Raw genomic sequence first — 23,646 nt, 5'->3', positions numbered from 1 at the left:
ACTTTCTCTTCTAGTTGAGGACCATATTGATGAACCCAGCGCATAATCGTTGTGTGAGCAATTGATAATCCTCTTTCCTCCATCATTTCCACCAGGTTACGGAAACTCAAATTGTACCGCAGGTACCACCTTACTGTTAATAAGATTAGTTCGGGCTGATAATGCTTCCATTTAAACAAATTCTCCTTTTCCATACTGATCACGCACCCTTTCTAGAGTAATAATATCAGTATGTCTAAGATTTATAAATTCATTGCAATTGTCCTGAAGTTTTTGCACCAGAACCAAAAGTAATAAAGTCAAAAGCTACAGTTATTCTATTCAACAATCGGGCCAGATTGTTGCATAATTGAATATGAAAGTTGTGCCGTTTTACCCGTATTGATATTCTTGTCTTAAAGAGGTGATTTTGTGAAAATTGAAACTAACCGGCTACTGATTAAAACTTTTGAAAAACATCATCTGAATGACGTTTATGAAATTTATAATGATGAGTCAACATGTCAATATCTTTTGCATGATAAATGGACCCATGAAGATAAAGAAAGGGAATTTGATAAGAAATTAAATAATAATCAATTAACAAAGGAAAATGCTTTGAGCTTAGCGGTCTTAATGGACGCTAAAGTAATTGGCGATCTATCTGTTTGGTACACAGATATGAAAGATACTGTTGAAATTGGTTATACATTTTCAAAATCTGTGTCTGGAAAAGGATATGCAACAGAAGCTGTTATTGCACTAATAAACTATTTATTTGAAGTTGTAAAAGTTCACCGTATTCAAGCGAATCTGGATGCACGAAATATAGCATCAGGAAAATTATGTAGAAGGATTGGGATGAGGAAAGAAGCCCACTTTATACAAGGCTTTTGGAATAAAGATGAGTGGACCGATAGTATTGTATTCGGAATGCTAAAAACTGACTTTAATAAGTTCAACTCCGAAAGAAGAAACTATTAATCGGACAAACATCCTGCATGTAATTAATTCATTATCTTAAGATTTAAATCTAACTTTAATCGAGGAAGAGAGCATTGGCGAAGCCTTATGACAATCGTTTTCGGTGACAGCCTACTGAATTAAACGAATGATATTCACCAAACAGGCATGATTGTGGAATAAAACTTAGATTGTTAAAGCATACTTTATAAAAAAATTAACTGCCTTATATACCCCCACCTTAAACAGGATGGGGGTATACGTGTTTGAAGTAATAAAATTATAACTTATTTTAATCTTGACATTTCCTTATTGCGGGTGGTAGCAACTTCGCTGGTACTACCCCATCGTCATCAAGCTAAGTTTTTGAAGTAACCTCTAAGTGAAAGTTTTCTTTCTCTACAGTTAGTTATTTTGAGAATTCAGCTCATTTTTTCGCTTTTGGAATGTTTACTTTTCTTAAGTTGATGGGAATGTTGTGAACCCTAAATAGAAATTATTTGGTAAATATTGTATCTCTATGACCTATTTTTACACGTATCTCGGCTGAACCCCTATAAAGGACTGGAAATTTGTCTAATTAAAAAATCAGCAATATCACCATTATAAATTTTCATACCGGGCATATCCGTCAAACTCTCTTTTATTTTGCTAGTAGCAACTCCTTCTACTACAAATGGTAAACGTACAATTGTTCAATCAAGATTACTTTTTAACAACAGGTCTAATTCTTTATACTTATTTATCCCAAATAAAAAACACCTCTCATTTCGAGAGGCGCTTACTATTAAGATACTAAATCTTCTCCAATAATTTTTACTTCTGTTTCTAACTCTACGTTAAATTTAGATTTTACCGTTTCTTGCACATATCGGATAAGTTTTACATAATCACTTGCTGTACCTTCGCCTACATTCACCATAAATCCAGCATGCTTAGTAGATACTTGGACATCTCCTATTTGTTTCCCTTGCAACCCGCTATCTTGAATTAACTTACCAGCAAACATACCTGGAGGACGTTTAAAAACACTACCACAAGAAGGATATTCTAATGGTTGTTTTGATTCACGCAAAAATGTCAATTCATCCATTTTTTCTTTGATTATATTGTATTCACCTTCTTGTAAATCAAATGTCGCTTCTAACACAAGATATCCTTTTCTAGAAATGCAACTGTTTCTGTATTCTAATTCTAAACCATTTTTATTTAAATTAAGAATTTCGCCATCTCTAGTTATAACTAATACACTTTCAATAACATGTGATACTTCGCCACCATATGCTCCCGCATTCATATATACTGCTCCGCCAACTGTTCCTGGAATTCCACAAGCAAATTCTAATCCAGTTAGATGATTTTTCAATGCAAATCTAGAAGTATCAATAATGGTTGCCCCGCTTTGAACAATTATCTTATTATATTTCAATGAGATATCAGTCAATTTAGTTAAATTCAGAACAATCCCTCTAATGCCGCCATCCTTAATAATTATGTTTGAACCATTACCTAAAATAGTGAAATCTATATTATTTTGATTTGCATATTTTATTACGTTTTGTACCTCTTGATACGTAGTAGGTAAAACAAAATAATCCGCATTTCCACCCGTTTTAGTGAAAGTGTATCGTTTTAACGGTTCATCTTTTTTAACTTTATTATCATCTAATATGTTCAATAAATCGTTGTATACTTTATCCATTTTCATAACCTCTTTACTAAAACTTTTTCCTATCCATTATAATATATTTAGTTTCAAAAAAAAGCTAATAACTAATTTTGTTTATTTTTTGATTATTCACTTTTGGTAACTCTAATGAGTAAATAATCCATAATTACATCAATATTTTCAAATATTGCATGAAACCTCTCTCTCTTAACCTTGAATTTTCTCTAACTTTGTAACCCGTATCTTTGCAGGATAAGATTCAAGTATTTCACTACACTCTATTCTAACTTTATCACCCGTTTGCAATTCCTTTTTTATACTTGGATTATTAAATTGCAAAATAGAGTCAGCGGGAATGCTCCATTTTAGCCTTTCTTCTAAATTTTTTCTGTCGTTATCTGTTTTAATATTTTTCTCGTAGATAAAAAACACAGTATCTCCCTGAAGCAAGATATAACCATCTATCCCATTAGAAACTGTATTATTATCTATTTTCGTTGTAGACTTTTTTATTTCGTTACCTGTAGCTGTTTTCCAATCTAAAACAATCACGAAGATGATTACCAAAAATAAAATCGTACCAACTGTTTGTATACTTTTTTTCATTTGCATCTCCATCACCTAAAATGCCTTTTCTAAAAAATTCATTAACAAATAGTTAAGAAAACCTACGCTTTGATTTCTTTAAAAGAATGCAGTAAAAATGCAACTATATATTCGCACGCTTTCTCACAAGCTAACATTTTAAATACTCTTTGCTCTTCTACTGTTTTATCATTCGCTTGATCTGAAGCAGCTTTTAAGCAAAGAAATGGCTTGCCATTCACATGACAAACGTAAGAAAATGCAGCAACTTCTTGATCCACCGCAAGCGCTCCGTAAACTGTCCGAAGCAATTCTCTCGTTTCCGAACTACGAATACGTTGATCGCCTGAAATGAAGGTACCATAATGAGAGGTATAAACTAATTGCAACTTTTTCATTTCTTTAATCAAATGTTTCGAAGGTTGAATACACGCTGCTCTGCCCGTATATAAATCAAACGGATCCGCTCCAGTTCCCGCTCCTGTTACATCATGTTGCATAACTTTAGTGGCGACAACAATATCACCGTTTTTCACCTTATTTGATAAGCTTCCACAAATTCCTGTCATAAATAGTCGTTCTGGTTGAAATTCACTAATAAGAAGCTGAACACAACTTGCACATTGGACTTTACCGACTCCGGTTATGACAGAAACGACTTCAATCCCGTTCATATTATGAAAATGAAATTCCCAAGCCGCTCGGTCTTCTTTACGATAACTTGGATAATATTTATGTAAATACGCAAGCTCTGGTTCCCATGCTGCAACGATAGCAATTCGATTCATGGGTATCATTCCTTTCTAGTATTTATGTCAATTCCTAACTGTATTGATGCTCTAAATTCCCAGATTAGAAAGACCCTATTCTCGAATTGGTGACAAAAAAACGAAAATAGAGTTTCTACTATTAACAGTTCGTTAAATTGTTACAACCTTATCAAAATGTGTAGTATCTCCTTCTAGCTGTATATTATAATTTCCATCTTTCATTTCTAAAACAGTTAAACTTGTACCATGTAGAAAAGGAGGGTCCCATAAATTTGTAATAGATTTACCTTTGACATGCATAAGTAATGCTTTGAGAAACACAGCATGCGTAACAATTAGAATGTTTTCATCTTGATGATTTGAAATAATAGTATGAAATATAGACACGACCCTATGTACGAATTGCTCAAACGTTTCTCCAGCAGCTGGTTCATATTGTGTTGGATTTTCCCAAAAATTCTTGTATTGTGTAGGGAAAGATTGTTTAATTTCTTCATGTGTTCTCCCTTCCCAGGCACCCATATTAATTTCTCTTAAATCTTCGTGTAATACGAGATTCGTATCATTTTGGCCAATAATAAATTTAGCTGTTTCTATCGTTCTATTACTTGTACTCGCATAAACTGTATCAAACTTTATATCTTTTAATGATTTACTTAAAGAAATTGCATTATTTATTCCTTCATTAGTCAACTTAGAATCTTTCCAACCTTGCATTCTATTTTCAACATTCCATTCTGTTTGGCCATGTCTCGTTAAAAAAATTTTCATTTTTCAGGACCTCCGCAATTTTCTATCAAAATACAGTATCATTTATTTTTAAGTAATCCTCTTTTAAATAACACTCTCTACGTTTTCTTTCCCCTGATTGGCTAATAAGTTAGTATGTTTTCGAAACAACTCTAGAGCTACATTACTAAGTATTTTAGAATCGATTTCCCTCCACCTTTCAGGATCAGTCACATAATCCACACTATATATTTCTTTTGACAAATTAGCACAAATTACATAACTTGAATATGGATGTGGATTCTCCCTATTATTATCAGCGTCTGATAAAAACCTTTTCATTAATACCTTATTATTTAAAGGATGGTAAATTAATTCTACTAATTTTGCTCGATATTCTAAATCTACGGGAAGAAGACATGGGAAGTCTTCATAGTCCGCTAAGTGTTGCGCTTCATGAGCAAGATAAGAGTATAAAAAATCCGGCTTATTTAAAACTTTTTCATACCTTTCTTTTACACAATATAAGGTATTTTTTGATGCCCATCCTCCTGCTGCTCTCCCACCAAAGGTAGCGAAATGCAACCAGCTCTGCATAATAAAATCTGACATGAAATATACAACAACCTTTTTAGATTTATTTGGCAGGATAATTTCATACTCAGCCTTCTCTTCTTTCCTCCAAATGTATGGCCCCCTATAGGGTGGAGTAACTCCTCCAAGAAAGTAAAATCCTCTTGCTTTAAACTCTTTAGCTAATATTTCTTCAATAGAATCTAGGTCATTTGTAGTTTCAATTCCTGGTAACAACTCTATAAGGTGTTCCGCTAAGATACTTTCTGCTTCTTCTTTATTTTTTCTATTTGTTAAGACGGATATAAAGTATTCGTAATATACTCTAATAACACTTCTAATCCAAGCATCTTTTGTTTTATATTGAAATACTTGTTTTTCAGCAAAAAAACGGTTGTAGTATTTCTTTTTAAGCTTTCCCAAACCAATATTATTATCAATACTTTGGAGATATTCATAAGCTTTATTAACATTTCCTTGTAAACAATAAGAATATAGTTTTTGTTTCAATGGTAATTGAACTCCTATCTATTCTATTTTTTTGTAAACTCAGAAACTAGGTCTTAAGAAGAAATTAATAATCTCATCTAAAATTGAACTTATATAAAGTGAAACTTCCATCAGTGGGGGTCTTGCTGCTCGTTAATGCGGGATAAACTTAGATTAATGACGATGTAGTGCTATCCCAAAGCACACTTTACTCATCTACTAAATATTATAGACATATCATCGGTGCGTCTCTTCCAAATCATATGATCACACCCCTCACCCCAATAATCTTTCAGTAAATAATCAGGCTCTCCAAATTTCTTCTTCCATATCTTTTGTGCATTTGTATATCCACTATCCAAACAAAATTCTTTAATATCCCTATTCAACAGGGTGAGAAACATTGCATTTAAAAGTAATGTTCCGATACCACGCCTTTGATATTCTGGAAGTACAAATACAGTTCCTATCTCATATAACTCTTTCAGTGCTCTATCTGTGCAAATGTTAATCAGTTGACTAGCTGGACCATATTCAATTGTACCGATAACTTTATTACAACTTTTATCAACAGCTATCAAAAAATATCGATTTCTCCCATTGCTATCAAAGTCACATTTCAAGTATTGTTCCTTACTTTCAATTTCCTTTTCTATATCATCAACCAACTCTGATAAACCTTCTTTAGCAAACGTATCTTTAATCGTTGTACTAAAAAATTGATTTAGCTCTTCAATGTCCTCAATTCGTGGTCTCCTTATCTCAACATTACACACCGGAAATCACTCCTAGTTTTCTAAAGTTTTATTTGTAATTGATCTATATTCTTTATTAAACAGTTCAATCCTATTTCAAACTAACTCTTAATTCATCAAACCAGCGAGCACAAGCAATTGTTTCTTCAGGCACTCGTTCATGACTTTCTATGTACCACCAAAATGAAAGGATACAGTGACATAGTCCCCACGCTATGATTCTTTCTTTGTCTAGTTGGAGTTCCTCCACTAATTGTTCTAGCATATGCCGAATATCTAGTTCCCAACTTCCTGTTAACAAGATAGAATTTATAATTTGGTTCATTCAATACGATCTCTTTATAAAAAATGCTTATAGCTATCACATTTTTATTCTACATAATAAAAAATAATCCTTTTCCATTACGTTACGTGAAATTTTATTATGCAACATATTAAATAATCGGTTGATTACACTGCGAATTCTTCTTTCCCAAGTGATCATGCTACAACTGCTTCAGTAATTACTGTAACGATTTGGCTATCTAGTAGAGGAAATAAGTTTATGTGGGTCATTTTTGGAATGTAAATTGTCTTTTCGAGAATTTGGGTTGGTGCACATTATCCTCTAGATGTATTGGCCGGTATAATCCTTGGAGGTATGTATTGCACTACTTGCCCACTATCGCATTATAAAAATGAATCTTATGAAGAAAATAACGAAATATCCCTTATTCTAAAAATAGAAACAGTCAGATTTCCTGGCTGTTTCTATTTTTATCACAAAAAAATTTATCTTCTATCTAACTAAAAAATAAAATGGAGATACATTATTTACACTTTATGTAACTCTGATTCTTTATAATGTTTTTCCACCCTATTTAAAGTAATATCACGCTCTTTATCCCACACCGAGTGCCATTCAAATGTTCCGGGTTCAAAGAATAGAGGAAACCTTTTTCTGAACCAATCTTGCATCGGTAAATTTAGCGCATCTTTTATATCCACCCATACTAATTCTCCTTCAGGTGGATCTTCAAGTAACTTTCCTTCAAAAGATGTAGCAAGATAATTAAATACCATATATCTTAATTTCATATTCGGCTCACAAAACTCGGATATCCCTTTAAAAATGATGTCTTTTACAATTAAGCCGGTTTCTTCGCGTACTTCTCGGATTGCTCCGTCTACAATACTTTCTGGAAATTCGACTTTTCCACCTGGAGCAATATATCCTGGAAATCCTAAACGATCAGGGCGATTAATTAACAAGACTTTGTCTCCATCTTGCACCATACACATCGTTAACATTTTACATTCGAAATTACTCATCGAAAAACTCCCTCTCTTATGTAGATTCGTTGTTAGAGAATACATTTTGTTTCTTACCTAGATTTTTATTAAAGATATCCCTTATTATTTTTTTCGTGCTAAATACAATGCAACAAACTGTGGTTTTTCAATTTTGCCACCATGTTTTTCGATTACGTTATGAATACTATGAAACAATTTTTCTTTTATATCTTTTTGAAGCAAGCGATGCGCAGATTGTGTATGTAATAGTGCAATATAATCGTCACTTTTATATGTATCAGTCCACGTATATGTTTTCACAACTAAATCTTGAAACAAATTATGCTGCATTGTAAGACCTTCTCGTTCTTCAATTAGTTCGTCTGGCGTTGGTAACTTATTAGGGTGTAAATGCGGTGCATATTTTTCATAGCAAGCTCCAATCTCTCGAAAAACTTCTGTATTAGGTTGCATGTGATATGTCCAAAAGAATGCCATTGTCCCATGATTACGTAACAAACTCGCCACTTTCGGATAGCCAATTTCAGGATTAATAAAATGAAATGCTGTTGCTGAGAATACAAGCGAATATTCATTATGCAGCGGAGTCCATTCTTCAAAAGCGCTTCGATACACTTGAACGTCTTTTTCATATTTGAATTTATCAGCTGTAAATTGAGCTAGTTGCTCTCCAAGCTCAACACAATCAATACATTTATATCCTAGTTGAACAAACCCTTCCGTCCCTTTTCCTGTACCGCAGCCAACTTCAAGAACGGGAGAATCTATTTCAATTTTCGAATAATTAATAATATCAGCAAATAGTTCTCCTGGATATGTCGGCCGTATTTTTTCATATTCGTAGACAATATCATCAAAGGTATATTTTCTTTCTTCTAAATGGTGATTCATCTCTTCGTCCTCCATTACTTTTTTACCTTGAACAATTCATTTTTCCATATAGTCTCATCTGCAATTGTACCAATATTAGAATGAAAATTCGTTATTTTCATCCTCTCATATTATTAAAATAATTTCTACAAGGAAGGAAAACAAAGAATACAAGTGCAAAACGGAACAAGAAAAATACACCACATATAGATGGAATTTATTTAGGTGATAAAGTAAAGGTATTTGGACAAGTAGGATTTGCGACAGGATTTACAGGAAAAATGGTATACGTGCAAGATATACATGGACAATATATACAAAATCCTTCTAAATCCTATAAGCAAGTGAAGATGTCAGATATGGAACGTATACACCATACGAACAATTGGCAGTTCTTACAAATCAGTTAGGCTATGCCTAACCGAAATTCATCCCCACCTTACCGCTGGGCTCTTGCCCGTCACGCGCTTGAAGATGGGGACTTCTTTCGGAAATACGTTAAAGCATAATGAAATGAACAAAAGCCGATGTCCTTAGCGTACAGGGAATCAGCTTTTTCTATGTGAAAAATCGCTTAGCGTATACTAAGTAAATCTCGACATGAATAAAGCTGATATAAATCTAAACTTGCTTCTTTCTCTATATCAAGCTTGTTCTTACTTATTTGGTTTTAATTTTCTACTTCAATTTTTTGTAGATCTTTCTCTATGAGGATTTTATCCTTTAAAATATGGCTTTTATTTTAATTGTTTTAATATTTTCTTTTTCACTCGTTTTCCTCTTCTCTTTAAATAACCTATATTCTCTTTCTAAATCACCAAGACAAAGCTCATATAGCTGAGTATTCTCTTTTTTATATACACCTATGCTTAAAAATTCTTTTCTGATTTGTATTACTTCACGTAATATTGTGCTCATAAAAGGAATCCTCTCCCTTTAATTGATAATTATTATTAATTAAAGTATACAGCCTTTTAGGAAATATATAAATCGTAACAATTACTATTTAAAACGTAAAATGATACTTTTGATCGACTCCTCATCCGGCAAATATCTTTCGGCGATCATAGGCAAAAAAGAACATCGTCATACCTAAAATAGTACAAATCATATACATAGTTGAGTATGAGTAAAAATCAGATACAGGCCCCATAATGACACCACCTAAAGAAACACCTAAATCTGCCATCGCAATAAATAAACCAAGTAACACATTGCGATTCATCTGAGGCAAGACAAAGCTTAAATATGTTGTTAATGTTGGATAGATGAGTGCCTGAGCTATTCCCATTAAAATGGCGCCAACATAGAAAAAGATAACTCCACCATTTATAGAAAAGCTTACACATTGCGCCGCTATTGCTAAAAGAAGCATAGTTCCCATAATAAAAGATGAATGCCATTTTCCGTCTGAAGGAATTTTTTTTCTTAAAGTAAAACGAGTCAAAACAACGGTACCTGCCTGAAGCATGAGATAAATTCCGGCATTTCCATCCTTTAATTGCATAGCGTACAGTGGTATAAAGGTTGTAATTGCTCCAAATACAATGGATGCAACTAACATTAAAACGCTGCATTTAAACAAAAACGGATTTTTTACTAACTGACTAAAGGATTTAAACAAACTTACTCCCTGTTTAGTATTATTTGTAACAGGCTGATTCTCTACTTTGTCAATCTTAACACTATAGCCAAACAATCCTGTAAAGGAGGCAATTGCTATCATCACCACTGTAAAGTAATCCATCCCCCCTTGCCAAATACCTAATGCCAGTATGGGGCCAATGATACCTGGTACATAAGAAAATAAAGAATAAAGTGAAATGCCCTGAGAGCGATCCTTCTCTAGTAATGCATCAATAATGCCTATCTGTAATGCCATAGAAAAAAAGGCTGTCGACACCCCCTGCAACATACGGGCAACTAGATAGCCCCCTAATCCAGTAATCGTATATAGTATTAAAGCAAAACCATTGAGAATAAGAATAACGCGTAACACTTTTATCGGTCCATGCTTCTGAATAATTTGACCTGCCCATGGTCGAAAGAACATAGTTGTAAACAAATATGCCCCCATGATCAAGCCAATTGTTGTATTGCTGGCTCCTAATGTTTTCCCTTGTAAAGGAATAATAACGTTTAGTATAGCGTTGGCACTAAAATAAAGAAGAACCAACAGATACAAACGTAAAAAAGGCCATGACATCGCTCCACTCACAATATTTTCTCCTCTCTAAAATCTGTAACAAATTATGTGACTTTATGTATTCATTTTAAATAGTATTAAACCGTTATTAACATCTTTAATAATTTTCTTGCATATTCTGACTGAACGTCTTTTAAATTTTCAATCTTGACCATTGCTTCGATTTGACCATTTCTAAAAATAATGACTCTGTCGCAAATATAGGCCGCAGCTTGAATGTTATGCGTTATAAAAACATAACTTACATTGTAGACTTCTTTTAATTCTTTTAATAAATTTAGCACTTGTATTTGAACAGATACATCTAGAGAACTGATTGCTTCATCTAATAAAATACATTTAGGCTCTGTGGATATAGCTCTTGCAATACACACCCTCTGAACCTCTCCTCCTGATAACTCATGAGGATACTTTTTTCTATAGGATGGATCTAAACCAACTTGATTTAATAGAATATCAATCTTATTTTGATTTTCTATCCGAGTCTTTTTTTGAACTTTTAATGGCTCCATAATAGCTTCTTCAACAGTAAAAAATGGATTAATGGAAGATTTATAGTCCTGGAAAACAGCGCTAATGGCACCTAACCTCACTCTACGATCCACTACATTCTTTCCCTCAAATAAAACAATTCCATGATCAGGCTTTTCAATTCCTAGTATCAAACGCCCCAATGTGGATTTTCCACTTCCACTTTCTCCGATAATTCCAAGACATTCGCCATTCCTGCATTCAAAACTAACATTCTTCAAAACTTGCTGTCGTTCTTTAGAAAACAATCCACCTTTTTTATAGAACTTCTCAACAGAATCAACTTTCAGCAAGATAACTCCTCCCCATTATTTTTTTAAAGTGATTACTCAGCTCTTCTTTAGTGGATACTAAGTATTTTGTATATTCATGTTGTGTTTCTGAAAAAATGGTTTGGATATTTCCTCTTTCGATAATCTTTCCATCCTTCATGACCAAAACATTATCAGCAATTTTTTTTACAACACCTAAATCGTGAGAAACAAAGATCATTGAGCAGCCCATTCTTTCTCTTAATTTAATAAATTGTTCAACAACCTCAAATTGTGAGATTGTATCTAACGCTGTTGTCGGTTCATCGGCGATAATAATATCGGGCTCTAATACTAATGCCAATGCAATCATAATTCGCTGCAACATCCCACCCGATATCTGGTGTGGATACTTATTCATAATCTCTATCGGATTTTTCAGTATGACACTTTCCATAGCATTTTTCATTTTTCTCTCTATTTCGTTATGATTCCAGTCAAAATGATGAGCAAGTGTTTCCTTTAAATGAACACCAATCACACACGAAGGATCAAATGCACTCATACCATTTTGTAGAATCATACAAAGGTTTCTTCCCCTTTTCTTTCTCATCTCTTTTTCAGATAGATGGTTTAAATTTTCTCCTTTAAATAGAATGTCTCCTGATTGGCGAAGCCAGGATTTATTCAAACTCATAATTGACCTGCAAGTCACAGACTTCCCACTTCCGCTTTCTCCTATAATCGCCAGACAGCTTCCTTGCTTTAGGTTGAATGAACTATTGTAGATAATCTCATTACCGGTTTTGATATCCCATATGTTCAAATTTTTAACTTCTAATATATTCATAACTTATTTGTCACCTCTTGTTCTTGAAGCTTGATCTTAGAGATTTCTAATTTTCCCTCGAGCTTATTTTTAGAGGTAATTAATTTAGGATCTATAGCAACTTGAAGTGCATCAGATAAAAAATTAAACGCCGATACAACAATAACAATGGCTAAACCAGGTGCTAACATTAACTCTGGTCTCGTAAACATAACTTCCCTCGCTTCATTTAACATCATCCCCCATTCAGCGTTTGGAGCTTGAATTCCTAAACCAAGGAATGAAACCCCTGAAATTTGCAAAATCATCGCGCCCATAGAGCTGCTTGAAATAACCGCGATATCCGAAAATGTAACAGGAACTAGGTGCTTATAGATTATTTGTAGATTACTAATTCCAGACGCTTTGGAAAACTTTACATAGTCTAATTCAGAATACTGCATAACAGACGTTCTGATTACTCGAGCGAACCATGCCCATTTCACCAAAATAAACGCAATCAAAATATTCTCAAGACCCACGCCCAAAATACCAACAATCGCCAATGTCATAACGTACCCTGGGAAAGAAAGCATAATGTCACAAATCCTCATAAGAAAAGCATCTACTTTTCCTCTAAAATATCCTGCTAGAAAACCTAAAACAGCCCCAATCAAAACAGATATGAACAATGCAACTAAAACCCATAAAACGCTGGGACGAATTCCATATATTATTCTGGACAAAATACATCTCCCTAGGTGATCATTACCTAATAGGTGTTCCCACGATGGCGATGCATATCGAAGGCTCATATTTACTTCATTAGGGTCATGTGGCGCAAAAAATGGAGCAAATAGTCCAACAATAATGGTTACAACAATGACAATTAAAGATATAATAACTAACTTATCTTTAATTAAATTTTTCAATATTCTCATTTAGAGATCATTCCTTATCTTAGGATTCATCACCGCATTTATAATGTCGGAAACCGTATTAAACAATACAAAGGCTGCTGCTAATATAAGAACGTATGCCTGAATAATTGGGAAATCTCTGCTTAGAATTGCTTTAACACTCAGACTCCCTAAACCCGGCCATGCAAAAACGTTTTCTATAACAACTGTACTTCCTAATATGATGGGAATAGCCATACCAAATATGGAAATGGCTACTTGCAATGAATTTCTTAAAATGTGCACGGTGATTTTCTTTTCTGATAAGCCGCATGCCCTTCCATATAGTACATAGTCTTCATTTAAATTGCTTATCATCGAAGCTCTAACATTCCTAAAATAAATGCCTGCATAACTTATCGTGATGACAATAACGGGTAGAATATAACTTTTATATGAATCCATTCCGCTAGTTGGCAATAAATCGAATTTAACAGAGACATACCAAATCATAATGGACGCCAGCCAGTAGGACGGCATTGCTGTTAGGAAAAATGAAATCCCTCTTACCGATTTATCCATTATCTTTCCTTCCTTCAATGCGCAAATAACACCTAATAGTATGGACATAACAATAATGACAACAGATGAAACGAACGTTAACTTGAACGTATTTAGAAAAGCTGGACCTATTAATGACCAAACAGGTTTTCCTGTAACGTATGAATCTCCAAAGTCCAACTGTAAAGAAGCAATGAGCCAATCAAAGTATCGTATGATAAATGGTTGATCCATCCCCAACTCTTCTTTCGTTTGAGTAATTAATTCATCTGTTATTTCTGGAACACCCTGCGCTTGTAATACCACTTCGGCTGGATCTAAAGGAGAAAGATTAATTAAGACAAACGTTAAAAACGATATGATCAAAAGTAGTGGGATGGATATGAATATTCTCGTAATGATGTATCTTCCCATAAAAAACCTCCTTTCAATTGAATATCAATACATAAACGCTTGTACTTTCTTATAAATAAAAAGGGGAAAATCCCCTTTTTATTTATATTTCTATTCAAAGTACATTCGCTCAAATGGCAACTCAAATTGTGTTTGCTTAAAGGATATGTCTTTTAAATTTTTTGGAGCAACTACATTGACACTGCCATTTGAAATTGGAATAAAGACTGCTTCATCATGTACAATTTTCAAAATATCAGCATACAACGATTTTCGAGTTTCCTCATCAGTGGACACCATAACTTGTTCAATTTTCTTATACAGTTCATCTGCTTTCGCAATGCCACTTGTCGTATGTAGATAAGAAGCCTCAGAAGCAAAAGCAGCAATTGTACTTTGTGGATCATACGCTAGTCCCCAAGTTTGATTGAATAATAAATCATAGTCACCCGTAGATCTTCTATTAGCGATTGAAGTTGACTCTTCACCGATAATTTCTAGCTGAATACCGATCTCTTTTAATGAAGCTTGGATAAATTCGGCCTGGTTTTTTTGCGAGGAAGAATTACTATCATAATAAAGTTTCATGGCTAATTTGTTACCGTCTTTCGTTCTAACCTTAGCACCACCCTCTAATGTCCAGCCTGCTTCTTCTAAAATCCCTTTCGCTTTTTCTAAATCGTATCCTCGTTTCTTCAAATCGACATCGGCATAATTGACGTTCGGTGAAAATAGTGTATGGGCTACTGTTTCAGTGCCATTTAAAATATCCTCTGTAATTGTTTCCCGATCAATCGAGTACCAAATGGCTTCACGAACAGCTGTTTCACTAACAGGATTATCCGATTTACTACTATTAGCTACGATCATTTTCGTATTCATTGGTTCACTTCTAACAAGTTGGTAATCACCTGAATCAACTAATTGATTCATTGCTTCGACATCAAGACTGTCTGCACCTCGATCATCTGTGAAAACAAAGTTTACTTCTCCTTTTTGTAAGGCTAAAAAGGTCGTTTCCCCTGCTGGAAGAACTTTAGACGTAATTTTCTTGATCTTAGGTGAGCCACCCCAGTAGTCTTCATTTGCTCTAAACGTTGCGTACTCATCGGTTTTATGCTCAGTCAGAATATATGGTCCTGTACCGTTATAACCATTGACACCATTTTTTGTTTCTCCATTCATAAAATCTTTGGGTGATATGAATACATAAGGTCTTGTCATAGATAATTCAACCAAAGCTGGATAATAGGCTTCTGACAGTACTAATTCAACTGTATACTTATCTACTACATTACAACTCACTATTTTTGTTGATAGTTTAATCCAGGAATGCTTTTCTGCATTTTTTTGTACCGCATCAATATTTTTCTTCACTGCCTCTGCGTTAAATGGTTCCCCATCATGGAATTTCACATCTTTTTTTAAATGAAACGTGTATACTTTTTCATCTTCTGAAACCTCCCAGGACTCAGCAAGTAATGGCTTGATTCCATCTTCAGTATTCTCAACTAATGATTCATATACCATCCCTTGAGCTGGCATTGAACCTGTGTAAAGATGAGGATTCATATCATTAATGTCTTTGGCTGATGCATAGACTATTTCTGCTTTCTGTTTGTTATCAGTATCTTCCTTTTTCTGATTATCAGAGTTTGCCGAATTTGCAGAGCAAGCAACCAGAATAGATAAAACAAAAAAAACTAGTGCCGCTAATTTAAATCTTTTACTAAACATGGTATTCCTCTCCCTTTAAGTCTTTCTTAATATTAATACAACTCTTTTTTGTTGGATCTAATCTACACTCCAACCATATATTAAACAACCCCTCCTATAAATCGTAACGATTACGATTTAAACGGTATATTACTTCTATTGTTTTATTACAAGTACTATTCCAACGTCTTTGCTGCTATAATTTTCCCTATTTCACCGCATATCATATTCAAATCTTCTTCAAAACTTTGAATGACAAATGCACGAGACAACAATTCGCCTCTACGAGATTGAGCAACTTCTTCAATTTTACTCTCATATGTTTTAATAAATTTATCTATTGTTGGACAATTCAACTCTAAATATTTTGCAATTCCCTGTATGATTTTGATACGATAATAGTCTTCCTTAGGCATCCTTGGGATATCAAAATACCCTTCTCTGTTGACAAACATTTTTCTAATTGGAACAGCAGAAAAATCAAAATATCTTCCATCCTCATCTGGTTCTGAAAAAGGGTCGATCAACAAAGAGCTATAACGTATATACAATAAATATTCTTGATGAATAGTCTCTAAATGATTGAAATTTTCTATATCTTGACGCGATACACTTTCTAATCTCACCGGGTAATTATCATCTGTCATAAATTGAAGTAAATTTAAACTTTTTATATTTATTTTTTCTAAAATATTCATAATTTCTTTCCATTGGGACAACATATCACAAATTAAATATTGCGTAATGGGCCCCTCAGGATAAATTTTATAAACATATTTTTTCGTTTCTATATCTCCAAATATTGCACTTAATGAAAAATCATTCATAAATAACGGTGGGTGAACATATAAAGAAATATTCCTCGTCTCTGCCTCAAAAGGCGTCTCCATAATCTCTAGAGCAATTCCTAGTTGTTCATATACCTTACATAGTTTGTCAACATTTTTAGATGGAAAGTGCGTCGATCCTATATAAATTTTTTTCTTGACTGCTGTTGTTAAAACATGATTAGACGGCCTATCGTGCAGCCATCGTGTATCACCATGATATGTAGAAAAGCTAATAATTTCCGCATTTACATTAAGTTTATTCATATAATTACTTATTAAGCTGTTTGAACCGAAAGTCGGAGAAATTAAAACAATACATTTTACTCGTTTTAAAAGCTTATCACTGATCTGTTTTATTACTTCAATATAGGCATCCGTTGTTACAGAAAATATGATAGTATCCCATTCACCCTTAATTGTTTCATACCCATTAAAAACTTGATCAACGAAGCATTCACCTTCCATACTTCGATGCTTTTCATTTTGAACGCTTACACGTATTAGATGATCCCTTTGCTTAAGTGCCTCAAAAAACGTCTCTGAACGAACAGAATCTCTGCCAGCAACCCCCACGTAGCAATTTAAATGCTTTTTTATATTTACGGCAAGTTGGATTGATGTAGGACCGGTACCTAAAATTAAGACTCGCTTAAAATCGCTCATAAAACCCTTCCTTTCTCACTAACAAGTAAGCTATGCTTTTTTATACAATGCAATATCAAACACATGATCTTGGCGTAATATATTTTCAACCATCCTCCACTTTTCCACATTCACCTCTCTCATAGGATAATTAAATAAGGATTTCAGTTGATTGCCATATCTCATAGCCACAACTACATTTTCATTTGTCAATGGATATAATTGATCCAGTATGTCATATTTATTTTCTACAGTTGAACTAAAAATGATATGGGTTAATTCGTTAGCATATTCAAGATTTTCCACTGCTATTTTTTCTAATCGAATATTTAAATCTCTACCTAATTTCTCTACAACGTTTCGTCCAAATTTAATTGCCTCATCATCAATATCTATGCCAAGAACCCCTGCTCCCGTTCGCTTAGCAATTAATAATGGTGTCATCGGAAATGAACCTGATCCTATTATTAATACTTTTGACTCGGAAGTAATTTGAAACTGGCCAAATTCCTTTTCAATACATGATTCTATATTTCTAAAATAATCGGTCCTCTCAGTATTTCTGTTGAGCAACTTCAATGCACGATATTTCTCCATAATAGCCACACAAAGTGCTGATTTCTTTCTTAAATCCTCGACTAGTTGATTAAAATCACTAGATTCTTGTAGTTCTAGTTGTTCCCAAGCATCTTTATTCCTCTCGTTTATTATGAATTTTGAATAGTCATCTATTAATACCTCTAACTCCGAACAATGATTGATGGTATGATCATATTTTACTTCTAACTCTTCAAATTTTTCTAAAAATTCACTTAAATATTCTTGAAAAGTGTTTGTTTTTAACACATTCATTTATTCCTCTCCAATACTATGTAATAGTTAAACATCTATAAAAGCTTTGCCTTGTGCTACTATTTCAACAAACCCTTCAATTTTAAGACTTTCTAACTCTTCGTTATAATAGCTAGCAACTACATTAATAGTGCCACCGGGCTGCCTTATCTTCGCAACAATCTCCCCTTTATTCTTCCATGCTAGATAGGCTCCTAAGGAGGCTGTACCTGAACCACACCCCCTTTCCCAAATCATACTATCTAGATGGGGGACATAAATGAGGGGAGCCAATTCATCAGATTTTGTTTTATACAATAAAATGCCGATCAAGTTAGCGCCTAAAGTTACTCCAAGCAACTTTGCTAATGATTGTGCTTTTCCCCTTATTGACTTACTAAATTCCTCCACTTCTATCACAATATGTATGAACTCTTGATATCTCACTATGATTATATTTAAATCGCTGCCATCATACTTTACTGTTCTCTGTTCTATCTTTTTAGGAGTAGGCATAGTTACTTGGCAGTAATATTCATCTAAAATCCTTTTCACTTGACACATTATTAATTGATCTGTACCTGAAACTTCTAATAAAATTTCCGTCATTTCATTTTTCTTTAGTTCTTTTTCAGATGCAATAAAAGCTGCCAATGCCATACAAGCATTACCACAAAACTCACCTCCAGCCATCTGTAGATGTGCAGCAGCTTTATTATTTATCGGTTTTTCTATAAAACCTACTTGTTCAGCATGCACGCTGTCATATGACATAATTTTTGAAGCAATGTTCTTATACTCCTCAACTGGAAAATTAGTTTTAACAAGAATTGTCATATTTTGTGTTGGATTAAATTTTATAAAATCTATTTCCTGTTTCATCATAACTACCCTTTACACTTATATTTTTATTTTTCTTCACATTAAATAAATCGTAATGATTACGATTTATTTATTCCTAAATGAATTATAGCATGTTGATGTTAGATATTGTCAATATTATTCTGTTTTTTATACTAGTGGAAACTAATGTCGTATATTGCCATGGTTGTATTTCTTTCTCTACTGGAGCAGTTGATTATACAGCTTGTTAATTATTTTCTTTGTATCTGAGCATTTTTTCACCTTCAGAATTCATAAATAATAGAAGAGAGTAGATATCTGATGACGAAATCAGAAAAAATCTTCTTTGATGAGAGTGTAAAAATATCAATAAAATATATAGACTGGTTTCACTTTATCGTTAAACAGAAAAACCTGCCGCATTCGATTCGTGGCAGGTTTTTCTGTTTATTCTTGGTCGGAAACAAATACCCTATGAGACGCAAAGAAATTTGTCAAATCTCTTCCGGTTGATTTCTCCATTATTTGAATAAAATCTTTTGTCGTACTCACACCAAATTTCTTTTCGTTAAAGTAATCTTTCATCGCTTTGTAAAAGACTTCATCGCCAAGTTCAAGACGTAGATCATTAACTGTTCTTGAACCGTAACCATAAATCATACCATAATATGCTCCAATCCCACCTTCTGCAGCACGTTCAGCAAATGTTGAAACAGGATATGAAAGATGATAGTCTCCGACAGGTTCCGCTTTTAGTTGATCAAGTTCTTTGCTGTAGAGCGCTGCTGCAAAACTAGCAAATGATTCATCAAGCCACGGTTCATCGTTCTCGTTATTTCCAATAATGCCGTAAAACCATTGATGCCCAATTTCATGCGCAGTAACATATTTGACCCATTCTTGAGAAGGATTACCAGCGATACTAATCATCGTTAATTGCGGATATTCCATTCCGCCAAACCAGCCTTCCATGCCAACGATATCTAGTTCTGGCCATGGATACTCTCCAAAGCGGTCACTGTACAACTTGATGCTCTCAACCCCTGCCTCAACCATAGAATCAGCGTATTTTGCCTGTTCATCTGTATAATACACATTAATATTTACATTATTTACTTTTGTTTGTTTTACTTTGTAAGTCGTATCCATTTCTATTGCAAAATCGCGAACTTGTTTAGCTTTATAATGATGCGTTGCTAAATTTCCTGAAATACCTGGTTGCCCCACTTCCGTTCCTGTCGTTGCAATGACCTGGGCTTTATCAGTCGTAAGTGTTACATCAAAATCTCCAGTTAAAGAATAAAAAGATTCTCCATATGGAAAATAAGCATCTACATTCCAGCCCTCTTTATCGTAAACTGCCAGAATGGGAAACCAGTTTCCAAGCGAAACAGTGTTTTTATTCCAACCAAAACGATCTTGTTGTTCCGGTACATGAACTACAAAATCCATCGATACAGTAGATTTTTGATTATCGGGAATTTGAACAGATGAAATATGCATTGCAGTACTATCAACAGTATATTTTGCTGTTTTCCCATTTACTTTTACATTAGAAACAGACATACTTCCGCCATTTTCTTTAAATGTTTCTGCGTTTCCCCACAAGTTAAAATAAAGTTCGTTTAGCTGCGTACGAGTATTGTTCTTAAAAGTGACAGTCATTTCCCCTTGAATAGTATGATTGGTAGAATCATAGTTAACGTTCATTTTATAGTCTGGATTGGCTGGACCAAATATATCTTGTCCGTGCTTGTTCATGAATTGCGACTGAAATGGTGTCTTCAGCTGAACAGGAGATGTAACTGCCGGATTGTATGCTCCTTTTACAGGGGAATCCGTTTCTGCAGCACTTATAGTAAGTCCAGGAGAAAATAATATTCCACCTACAAATGTCGAAGCTGTTACCCATTTTGCAGTCTGTTTTACAAAACTTTTCATAAAAATCCCTCCACTTCCATTTTTCACCACATAAATTCGATATAAATGGTAAAAATCCCTTCAATTTTTATTTAAAATCACTTAAGAAAGTTATCAGGGGAATTTTTAGCACTTTTTCACATTTTTAAAGTGTTTAAGATTCCAAGAAAAAAAGGCGGTCTCTTACTCTCGTAAGAAATCCGCCTTTTTTCTCATTCTATTACTTTCGACATCCTTTTATACTCTTACACTTTCTTTGCCTTTTTCAGCATAACTCATATCACCAACAGATTCGACTTTATATTCTCCATCCTTATAGAGAATTTTAGTTACACTTGCATTTTCTAATCCAAGTTTTGTTTTACTACTATCAAGCATGTCTACTAATACCATGATCGCAATTCCATGAGATATAACTAAAACGTTACCTCCACCATTTTTGGCAGTCTCTTCACTAATTTTATCAATTTCTTTTTTTATACGAGTTGAAAAGGTTTTCCAATCTTCAGCTTGCTTCGTATGGTCTGCTGCTGCAATGAAATTAACAATTTTCTCAATAGATAACTCCATTAGTTCATCTACTAATGTAACTCCAGCAGCATCTCCAATAACTTTCCACATAATTTCATTCTTCTCGCCTTCAAAAATCCCGAAATTCAATTCCCGTAAATCTTTCCTTTGTTCAAGTTTTAACTTTGATTGCCCGCTATATTTTAATACTAAGTTAGCAGTTTCAATTGCGCGGCCACTATCACTACTGTAAGCATCATCAAAATGAATACCTTTTAATCCATTTCCTAAATCTTTAGCTACTTCAACACCTTTTTCTACTAGTGGAGAATCTGCCCAACCTTGCACACGCTCACTAGCATTTAACATTGTTTTACCGTGTCTAGTAATATATAACGTAACTATATTATCTTTATTTCTATCTAATTCATCACTATATTTTTCCATATCACTCATTAATTTCTCCCCTTTAGAATATTATCTATCTGTTTTAATTACTGAATTTAATGGACACAAAAAGGTAAACCTAAGCTGCCAAATCCTCTATTGCTTGAGGAGTTTTATAACTAACTCTACTATGTATTCTCTTACAATTATATCATCCCTCGGTATATTGAAATAGTGCTAGACTTTCTATTGTGTACGATATATTAAAAATATCATAAAATTACTCGATACAAGCGCTATCACACGGACACTTCATCCTTAAAATCCGTTGTAAGGACTAAACTACTATACTCATATGACTATACTAACTCCATACATCTAATCATAGCTGTGGCTTTGAACTTAAGTCAGGGTGTTTTGAATAAAGTCACGACATTGGTAAAAAAGTTGCGTTGTTCCCTCCCCTTTGGTTATGATTACCAATGGAAGACGTTTATGTCCAAAAGAAGGAGATTATCTGAAGTTGAAAAGTAGCTTGTATTTAAAAACACAAAGAAAAATTTAATTTCTATAAAATTAATTAGAAATTTATTTTTATATCGTATCCTTTCAATATAACTTGAAAGGAGAATCCTATGAGAAAATTATTTAAAGTATTAAAGCATATATTTGTTATATTAATTGCCGTTATCTTACTCGTATCAGTATCTGTTTTTATTTATCATAACTATCAATTAAGCAAAGAAGCTGCATTAATTAAAAATGAAGGAACATTAATTAATTTTAATAATAAAAAAATTAATGTATATAATGAAGGAAGTGGCGAGGATACATATGTATTTATGTCCGGCTCTGGAATTGCTGCCCCTGTTTATGAATTGAAAGGACTATACAGCAAGTTTTCAAAAGAAAACAAGATTGCTGTAATAGAAAGAGCAGGTTATGGGTACAGTGATGTTTTTCACGACGATAGAGATATTGATACAATATTAGAACAAACTAGAGAAGCGCTAATTAAAAGTGGAAATAAACCTCCGTATATATTAGTTCCACACTCCTTATCAGGTTTAGAAGCTATTTACTGGGCGCAAAAATACCCAGGTGAAGTAAAGGCAATTATTGCTTTAGATATTGGTTTACCTCAACAGTACGTAACTTATAAAATGAGCCTAGTTGATTCATTAAAAATAAAAGGAATGAATATTTTAACGAAAATTGGTTTTCAGCGACTCGTTCCTTCCGCTACTTATAACCCCAAAGTGATTCAGCAATCTTTTTTAACTGAACATGAAAAAGAAATTTATAAAGCACTATCATATAAACAAGCTTTTAATGATGATATGGAGCAAGAGCTGTTACAGAGTTACAATAACGGTAAAAAATCAATTAACCTACCGATACCAAAAGAAACACCTATTTTATTTTTAGATGCGGTTGCTGATCAATATAAAAATTCAAAATATACAAAACAAAATAATAAAGATTATAAGGAGTTTGCAGACCAGCTATTGATAGCAAATGTAATAACACTTAAAGGTACGCACAGTATTTATTTATACGCTCCCGATGAGATATATAATCTTGCTATGGATTTTATCAATAAAAAAGTAGAGAAAAATTAAGAGATTTTTATTTTAAAAATG

Annotated in this window: 24 protein-coding genes and 3 pseudogenes; 3 read left to right on the top strand and 24 right to left on the bottom strand. The window is 33.6% G+C overall.

From position 1 onward, the window contains the following. Positions 1 to 194 (bottom strand): annotated as a pseudogene (locus tag CN326_RS06755) (IS6 family transposase); the annotation flags it as partial. Between the two features lie 217 nt (positions 195 to 411). On the opposite strand from CN326_RS06755, the gene CN326_RS06750 reads away from it, so the two are divergent. Next, positions 412 to 963 carry a GNAT family N-acetyltransferase gene (locus tag CN326_RS06750; protein WP_098307595.1) on the top strand — a complete coding sequence of 184 codons (552 nt, stop codon included), beginning with the start codon at positions 412 to 414 and terminating at the stop codon, positions 961 to 963. A gap of 533 nt (positions 964 to 1,496) precedes the next feature. On the opposite strand, the pseudogene CN326_RS24995 reads toward CN326_RS06750, so the two are convergent. The 8 genes and pseudogenes from CN326_RS24995 to CN326_RS24550 all read right to left on the bottom strand — a co-directional run. Next, positions 1,497 to 1,685 (bottom strand): annotated as a pseudogene (locus tag CN326_RS24995) (NADH-flavin reductase); the annotation flags it as partial. A gap of 44 nt (positions 1,686 to 1,729) precedes the next feature. Next, entirely contained in the window at positions 1,730 to 2,650 is a 921-nt protein-coding gene (gene murB / locus CN326_RS06745; protein ID WP_098307593.1) for a UDP-N-acetylmuramate dehydrogenase, read from the bottom strand. Between the two features lie 168 nt (positions 2,651 to 2,818). Beyond that, positions 2,819 to 3,223 carry a DUF3221 domain-containing protein gene (locus CN326_RS06740; RefSeq protein WP_176524542.1) on the bottom strand — a complete coding sequence of 135 codons (405 nt, stop codon included), beginning with the start codon at positions 3,221 to 3,223 and terminating at the stop codon, positions 2,819 to 2,821. 56 nt (positions 3,224 to 3,279) lie between these two features. After that, positions 3,280 to 3,984: a 5'-methylthioadenosine/S-adenosylhomocysteine nucleosidase gene (gene mtnN, locus CN326_RS06735; protein ID WP_098307589.1), complete on the bottom strand. Its 705-nt coding sequence runs from the start codon at positions 3,982 to 3,984 to the stop codon at positions 3,280 to 3,282. A gap of 132 nt (positions 3,985 to 4,116) precedes the next feature. Beyond that, complete coding sequence (locus CN326_RS06730) at positions 4,117 to 4,737, bottom strand: histidine phosphatase family protein (RefSeq protein WP_098307587.1); 621 nt, start codon at positions 4,735 to 4,737, stop codon at positions 4,117 to 4,119. Between the two features lie 63 nt (positions 4,738 to 4,800). Beyond that, complete coding sequence (locus tag CN326_RS06725) at positions 4,801 to 5,778, bottom strand: hypothetical protein (protein ID WP_098307521.1); 978 nt, start codon at positions 5,776 to 5,778, stop codon at positions 4,801 to 4,803. Between the two features lie 191 nt (positions 5,779 to 5,969). Beyond that, a complete protein-coding gene (locus CN326_RS06720) occupies positions 5,970 to 6,533 on the bottom strand; it encodes a GNAT family N-acetyltransferase (protein ID WP_098307519.1) in 564 nt (187 codons plus the stop codon). Between the two features lie 70 nt (positions 6,534 to 6,603). Then, a complete protein-coding gene (locus tag CN326_RS24550; RefSeq protein ID WP_098307517.1) occupies positions 6,604 to 6,837 on the bottom strand; it encodes a hypothetical protein in 234 nt (77 codons plus the stop codon). 291 nt (positions 6,838 to 7,128) lie between these two features. Between CN326_RS24550 and CN326_RS25390 the strand changes: the two genes are divergently transcribed. Continuing rightward, positions 7,129 to 7,302: a hypothetical protein gene (locus CN326_RS25390; RefSeq protein WP_369680108.1), complete on the top strand. Its 174-nt coding sequence runs from the start codon at positions 7,129 to 7,131 to the stop codon at positions 7,300 to 7,302. Positions 7,303 to 7,325: 23 nt separating this feature from the next. On the opposite strand, the gene CN326_RS06710 is transcribed toward CN326_RS25390, so the two are convergent. From CN326_RS06710 to CN326_RS24990, 15 genes and pseudogenes are all read right to left on the bottom strand, one after another. After that, positions 7,326 to 7,823 carry an 8-oxo-dGTP diphosphatase gene (locus tag CN326_RS06710; RefSeq protein ID WP_098307515.1) on the bottom strand — a complete coding sequence of 166 codons (498 nt, stop codon included), beginning with the start codon at positions 7,821 to 7,823 and terminating at the stop codon, positions 7,326 to 7,328. A gap of 84 nt (positions 7,824 to 7,907) precedes the next feature. Further along, complete coding sequence (locus tag CN326_RS06705; RefSeq protein ID WP_098307513.1) at positions 7,908 to 8,696, bottom strand: methyltransferase domain-containing protein; 789 nt, start codon at positions 8,694 to 8,696, stop codon at positions 7,908 to 7,910. Positions 8,697 to 9,398: 702 nt separating this feature from the next. Further along, a complete protein-coding gene (fbpA, locus tag CN326_RS06695) occupies positions 9,399 to 9,593 on the bottom strand; it encodes a Fur-regulated basic protein FbpA (protein WP_098307511.1) in 195 nt (64 codons plus the stop codon). A 121-nt stretch (positions 9,594 to 9,714) separates the two neighbouring features. Beyond that, the gene (cntE, locus tag CN326_RS06690; protein ID WP_098307509.1) at positions 9,715 to 10,893 is read right to left on the bottom strand and encodes a staphylopine family metallophore export MFS transporter CntE; all 1,179 of its coding nucleotides are present in this window, start codon (positions 10,891 to 10,893) and stop codon (positions 9,715 to 9,717) included. Between the two features lie 65 nt (positions 10,894 to 10,958). Continuing rightward, entirely contained in the window at positions 10,959 to 11,705 is a 747-nt protein-coding gene (locus CN326_RS06685; RefSeq protein WP_098307507.1) for an ABC transporter ATP-binding protein, read from the bottom strand. Further along, positions 11,692 to 12,513, bottom strand: coding sequence for a staphylopine uptake ABC transporter ATP-binding protein CntD (cntD, locus tag CN326_RS06680; RefSeq protein WP_098307505.1), 822 nt, complete (start codon positions 12,511 to 12,513; stop codon positions 11,692 to 11,694). Before cntD ends, CN326_RS06685 begins: the two co-directional genes overlap by 14 nt. Beyond that, positions 12,510 to 13,412, bottom strand: coding sequence for a staphylopine uptake ABC transporter permease subunit CntC (cntC, locus tag CN326_RS06675; protein ID WP_098307503.1), 903 nt, complete (start codon positions 13,410 to 13,412; stop codon positions 12,510 to 12,512). The genes cntD and cntC overlap by 4 nt, the downstream gene beginning before the upstream one ends. Beyond that, the gene (gene opp1B / locus CN326_RS06670) at positions 13,413 to 14,345 is read right to left on the bottom strand and encodes a nickel/cobalt ABC transporter permease (protein ID WP_098307501.1); all 933 of its coding nucleotides are present in this window, start codon (positions 14,343 to 14,345) and stop codon (positions 13,413 to 13,415) included. It abuts the gene before it with no gap. Positions 14,346 to 14,435: 90 nt separating this feature from the next. Then, the gene (gene cntA, locus CN326_RS06665; RefSeq protein WP_098307499.1) at positions 14,436 to 16,061 is read right to left on the bottom strand and encodes a staphylopine-dependent metal ABC transporter substrate-binding lipoprotein; all 1,626 of its coding nucleotides are present in this window, start codon (positions 16,059 to 16,061) and stop codon (positions 14,436 to 14,438) included. 155 nt (positions 16,062 to 16,216) lie between these two features. Next, a complete protein-coding gene (locus CN326_RS06660) occupies positions 16,217 to 17,533 on the bottom strand; it encodes an opine metallophore biosynthesis dehydrogenase (RefSeq protein WP_098307497.1) in 1,317 nt (438 codons plus the stop codon). Positions 17,534 to 17,563: 30 nt separating this feature from the next. Next, positions 17,564 to 18,364 (bottom strand): methyltransferase domain-containing protein, encoded by an 801-nt coding sequence (locus CN326_RS06655; RefSeq protein ID WP_098307495.1) that lies wholly within the window; start codon positions 18,362 to 18,364, stop codon positions 17,564 to 17,566. 27 nt (positions 18,365 to 18,391) lie between these two features. Beyond that, positions 18,392 to 19,225, bottom strand: a complete 834-nt coding sequence (locus tag CN326_RS06650) for a histidine racemase CntK family protein (RefSeq protein ID WP_098307493.1) — start codon at positions 19,223 to 19,225, stop codon at positions 18,392 to 18,394. 408 nt (positions 19,226 to 19,633) lie between these two features. Then, positions 19,634 to 21,127, bottom strand: coding sequence for a M1 family metallopeptidase (locus tag CN326_RS06645; RefSeq protein WP_098307458.1), 1,494 nt, complete (start codon positions 21,125 to 21,127; stop codon positions 19,634 to 19,636). 216 nt (positions 21,128 to 21,343) lie between these two features. Further along, positions 21,344 to 22,072 carry a histidine phosphatase family protein gene (locus tag CN326_RS06640; protein WP_098307456.1) on the bottom strand — a complete coding sequence of 243 codons (729 nt, stop codon included), beginning with the start codon at positions 22,070 to 22,072 and terminating at the stop codon, positions 21,344 to 21,346. Positions 22,073 to 22,142: 70 nt separating this feature from the next. Continuing rightward, a pseudogene (locus tag CN326_RS24990) lies at positions 22,143 to 22,313 on the bottom strand (IS3-like element ISBce13 family transposase); the annotation flags it as partial. Positions 22,314 to 22,638: 325 nt separating this feature from the next. Here CN326_RS24990 and CN326_RS06635 point away from each other — a divergent pair. Next, on the top strand, positions 22,639 to 23,625 hold the full coding sequence (locus tag CN326_RS06635) for an alpha/beta fold hydrolase (RefSeq protein ID WP_098307454.1): 987 nt from the start codon (positions 22,639 to 22,641) through the stop codon (positions 23,623 to 23,625). Positions 23,626 to 23,646: the final 21 nt, after the last annotated feature.

The sequence above is a fragment of the Bacillus sp. AFS018417 genome (assembly GCF_002560985.1).
Classification (GTDB): Bacteria; Bacillota; Bacilli; order Bacillales; family Bacillaceae_G; genus Bacillus_A; species Bacillus_A rhizoplanae.
Note: the sequence above shows the minus strand (reverse complement) of the source record. Positions and strands in the feature narration are given on the sequence as shown.

Excerpts from the sequence above, each read along its gene's own strand:
- murB (WP_098307593.1), bottom strand. The coding sequence starts at position 2,650 with ATGAAAATGGATAAAGTATACAACGATTTATTGAACATATTAGATGAT.
- CN326_RS06740 (WP_176524542.1), bottom strand. The coding sequence starts at position 3,223 with ATGCAAATGAAAAAAAGTATACAAACAGTTGGTACGATTTTATTTTTG.
- mtnN (WP_098307589.1), bottom strand. The coding sequence starts at position 3,984 with ATGAATCGAATTGCTATCGTTGCAGCATGGGAACCAGAGCTTGCGTAT.
- CN326_RS06730 (WP_098307587.1), bottom strand. The coding sequence starts at position 4,737 with ATGAAAATTTTTTTAACGAGACATGGCCAAACAGAATGGAATGTTGAA.
- CN326_RS24550 (WP_098307517.1), bottom strand. The coding sequence starts at position 6,837 with ATGAACCAAATTATAAATTCTATCTTGTTAACAGGAAGTTGGGAACTA.
- CN326_RS06710 (WP_098307515.1), bottom strand. The coding sequence starts at position 7,823 with ATGAGTAATTTCGAATGTAAAATGTTAACGATGTGTATGGTGCAAGAT.
- CN326_RS06705 (WP_098307513.1), bottom strand. The coding sequence starts at position 8,696 with ATGAATCACCATTTAGAAGAAAGAAAATATACCTTTGATGATATTGTC.
- fbpA (WP_098307511.1), bottom strand. The coding sequence starts at position 9,593 with ATGAGCACAATATTACGTGAAGTAATACAAATCAGAAAAGAATTTTTA.
- cntD (WP_098307505.1), bottom strand. The coding sequence starts at position 12,513 with ATGAATATATTAGAAGTTAAAAATTTGAACATATGGGATATCAAAACC.
- cntC (WP_098307503.1), bottom strand. The coding sequence starts at position 13,412 with ATGAGAATATTGAAAAATTTAATTAAAGATAAGTTAGTTATTATATCT.
- opp1B (WP_098307501.1), bottom strand. The coding sequence starts at position 14,345 with ATGGGAAGATACATCATTACGAGAATATTCATATCCATCCCACTACTT.
- cntA (WP_098307499.1), bottom strand. The coding sequence starts at position 16,061 with ATGTTTAGTAAAAGATTTAAATTAGCGGCACTAGTTTTTTTTGTTTTA.
- CN326_RS06660 (WP_098307497.1), bottom strand. The coding sequence starts at position 17,533 with ATGAGCGATTTTAAGCGAGTCTTAATTTTAGGTACCGGTCCTACATCA.
- CN326_RS06655 (WP_098307495.1), bottom strand. The coding sequence starts at position 18,364 with ATGAATGTGTTAAAAACAAACACTTTTCAAGAATATTTAAGTGAATTT.
- CN326_RS06650 (WP_098307493.1), bottom strand. The coding sequence starts at position 19,225 with ATGAAACAGGAAATAGATTTTATAAAATTTAATCCAACACAAAATATG.
- CN326_RS06645 (WP_098307458.1), bottom strand. The coding sequence starts at position 21,127 with ATGAAAAGTTTTGTAAAACAGACTGCAAAATGGGTAACAGCTTCGACA.
- CN326_RS06640 (WP_098307456.1), bottom strand. The coding sequence starts at position 22,072 with ATGAGTGATATGGAAAAATATAGTGATGAATTAGATAGAAATAAAGAT.
- CN326_RS06635 (WP_098307454.1), top strand. The coding sequence starts at position 22,639 with ATGAGAAAATTATTTAAAGTATTAAAGCATATATTTGTTATATTAATT.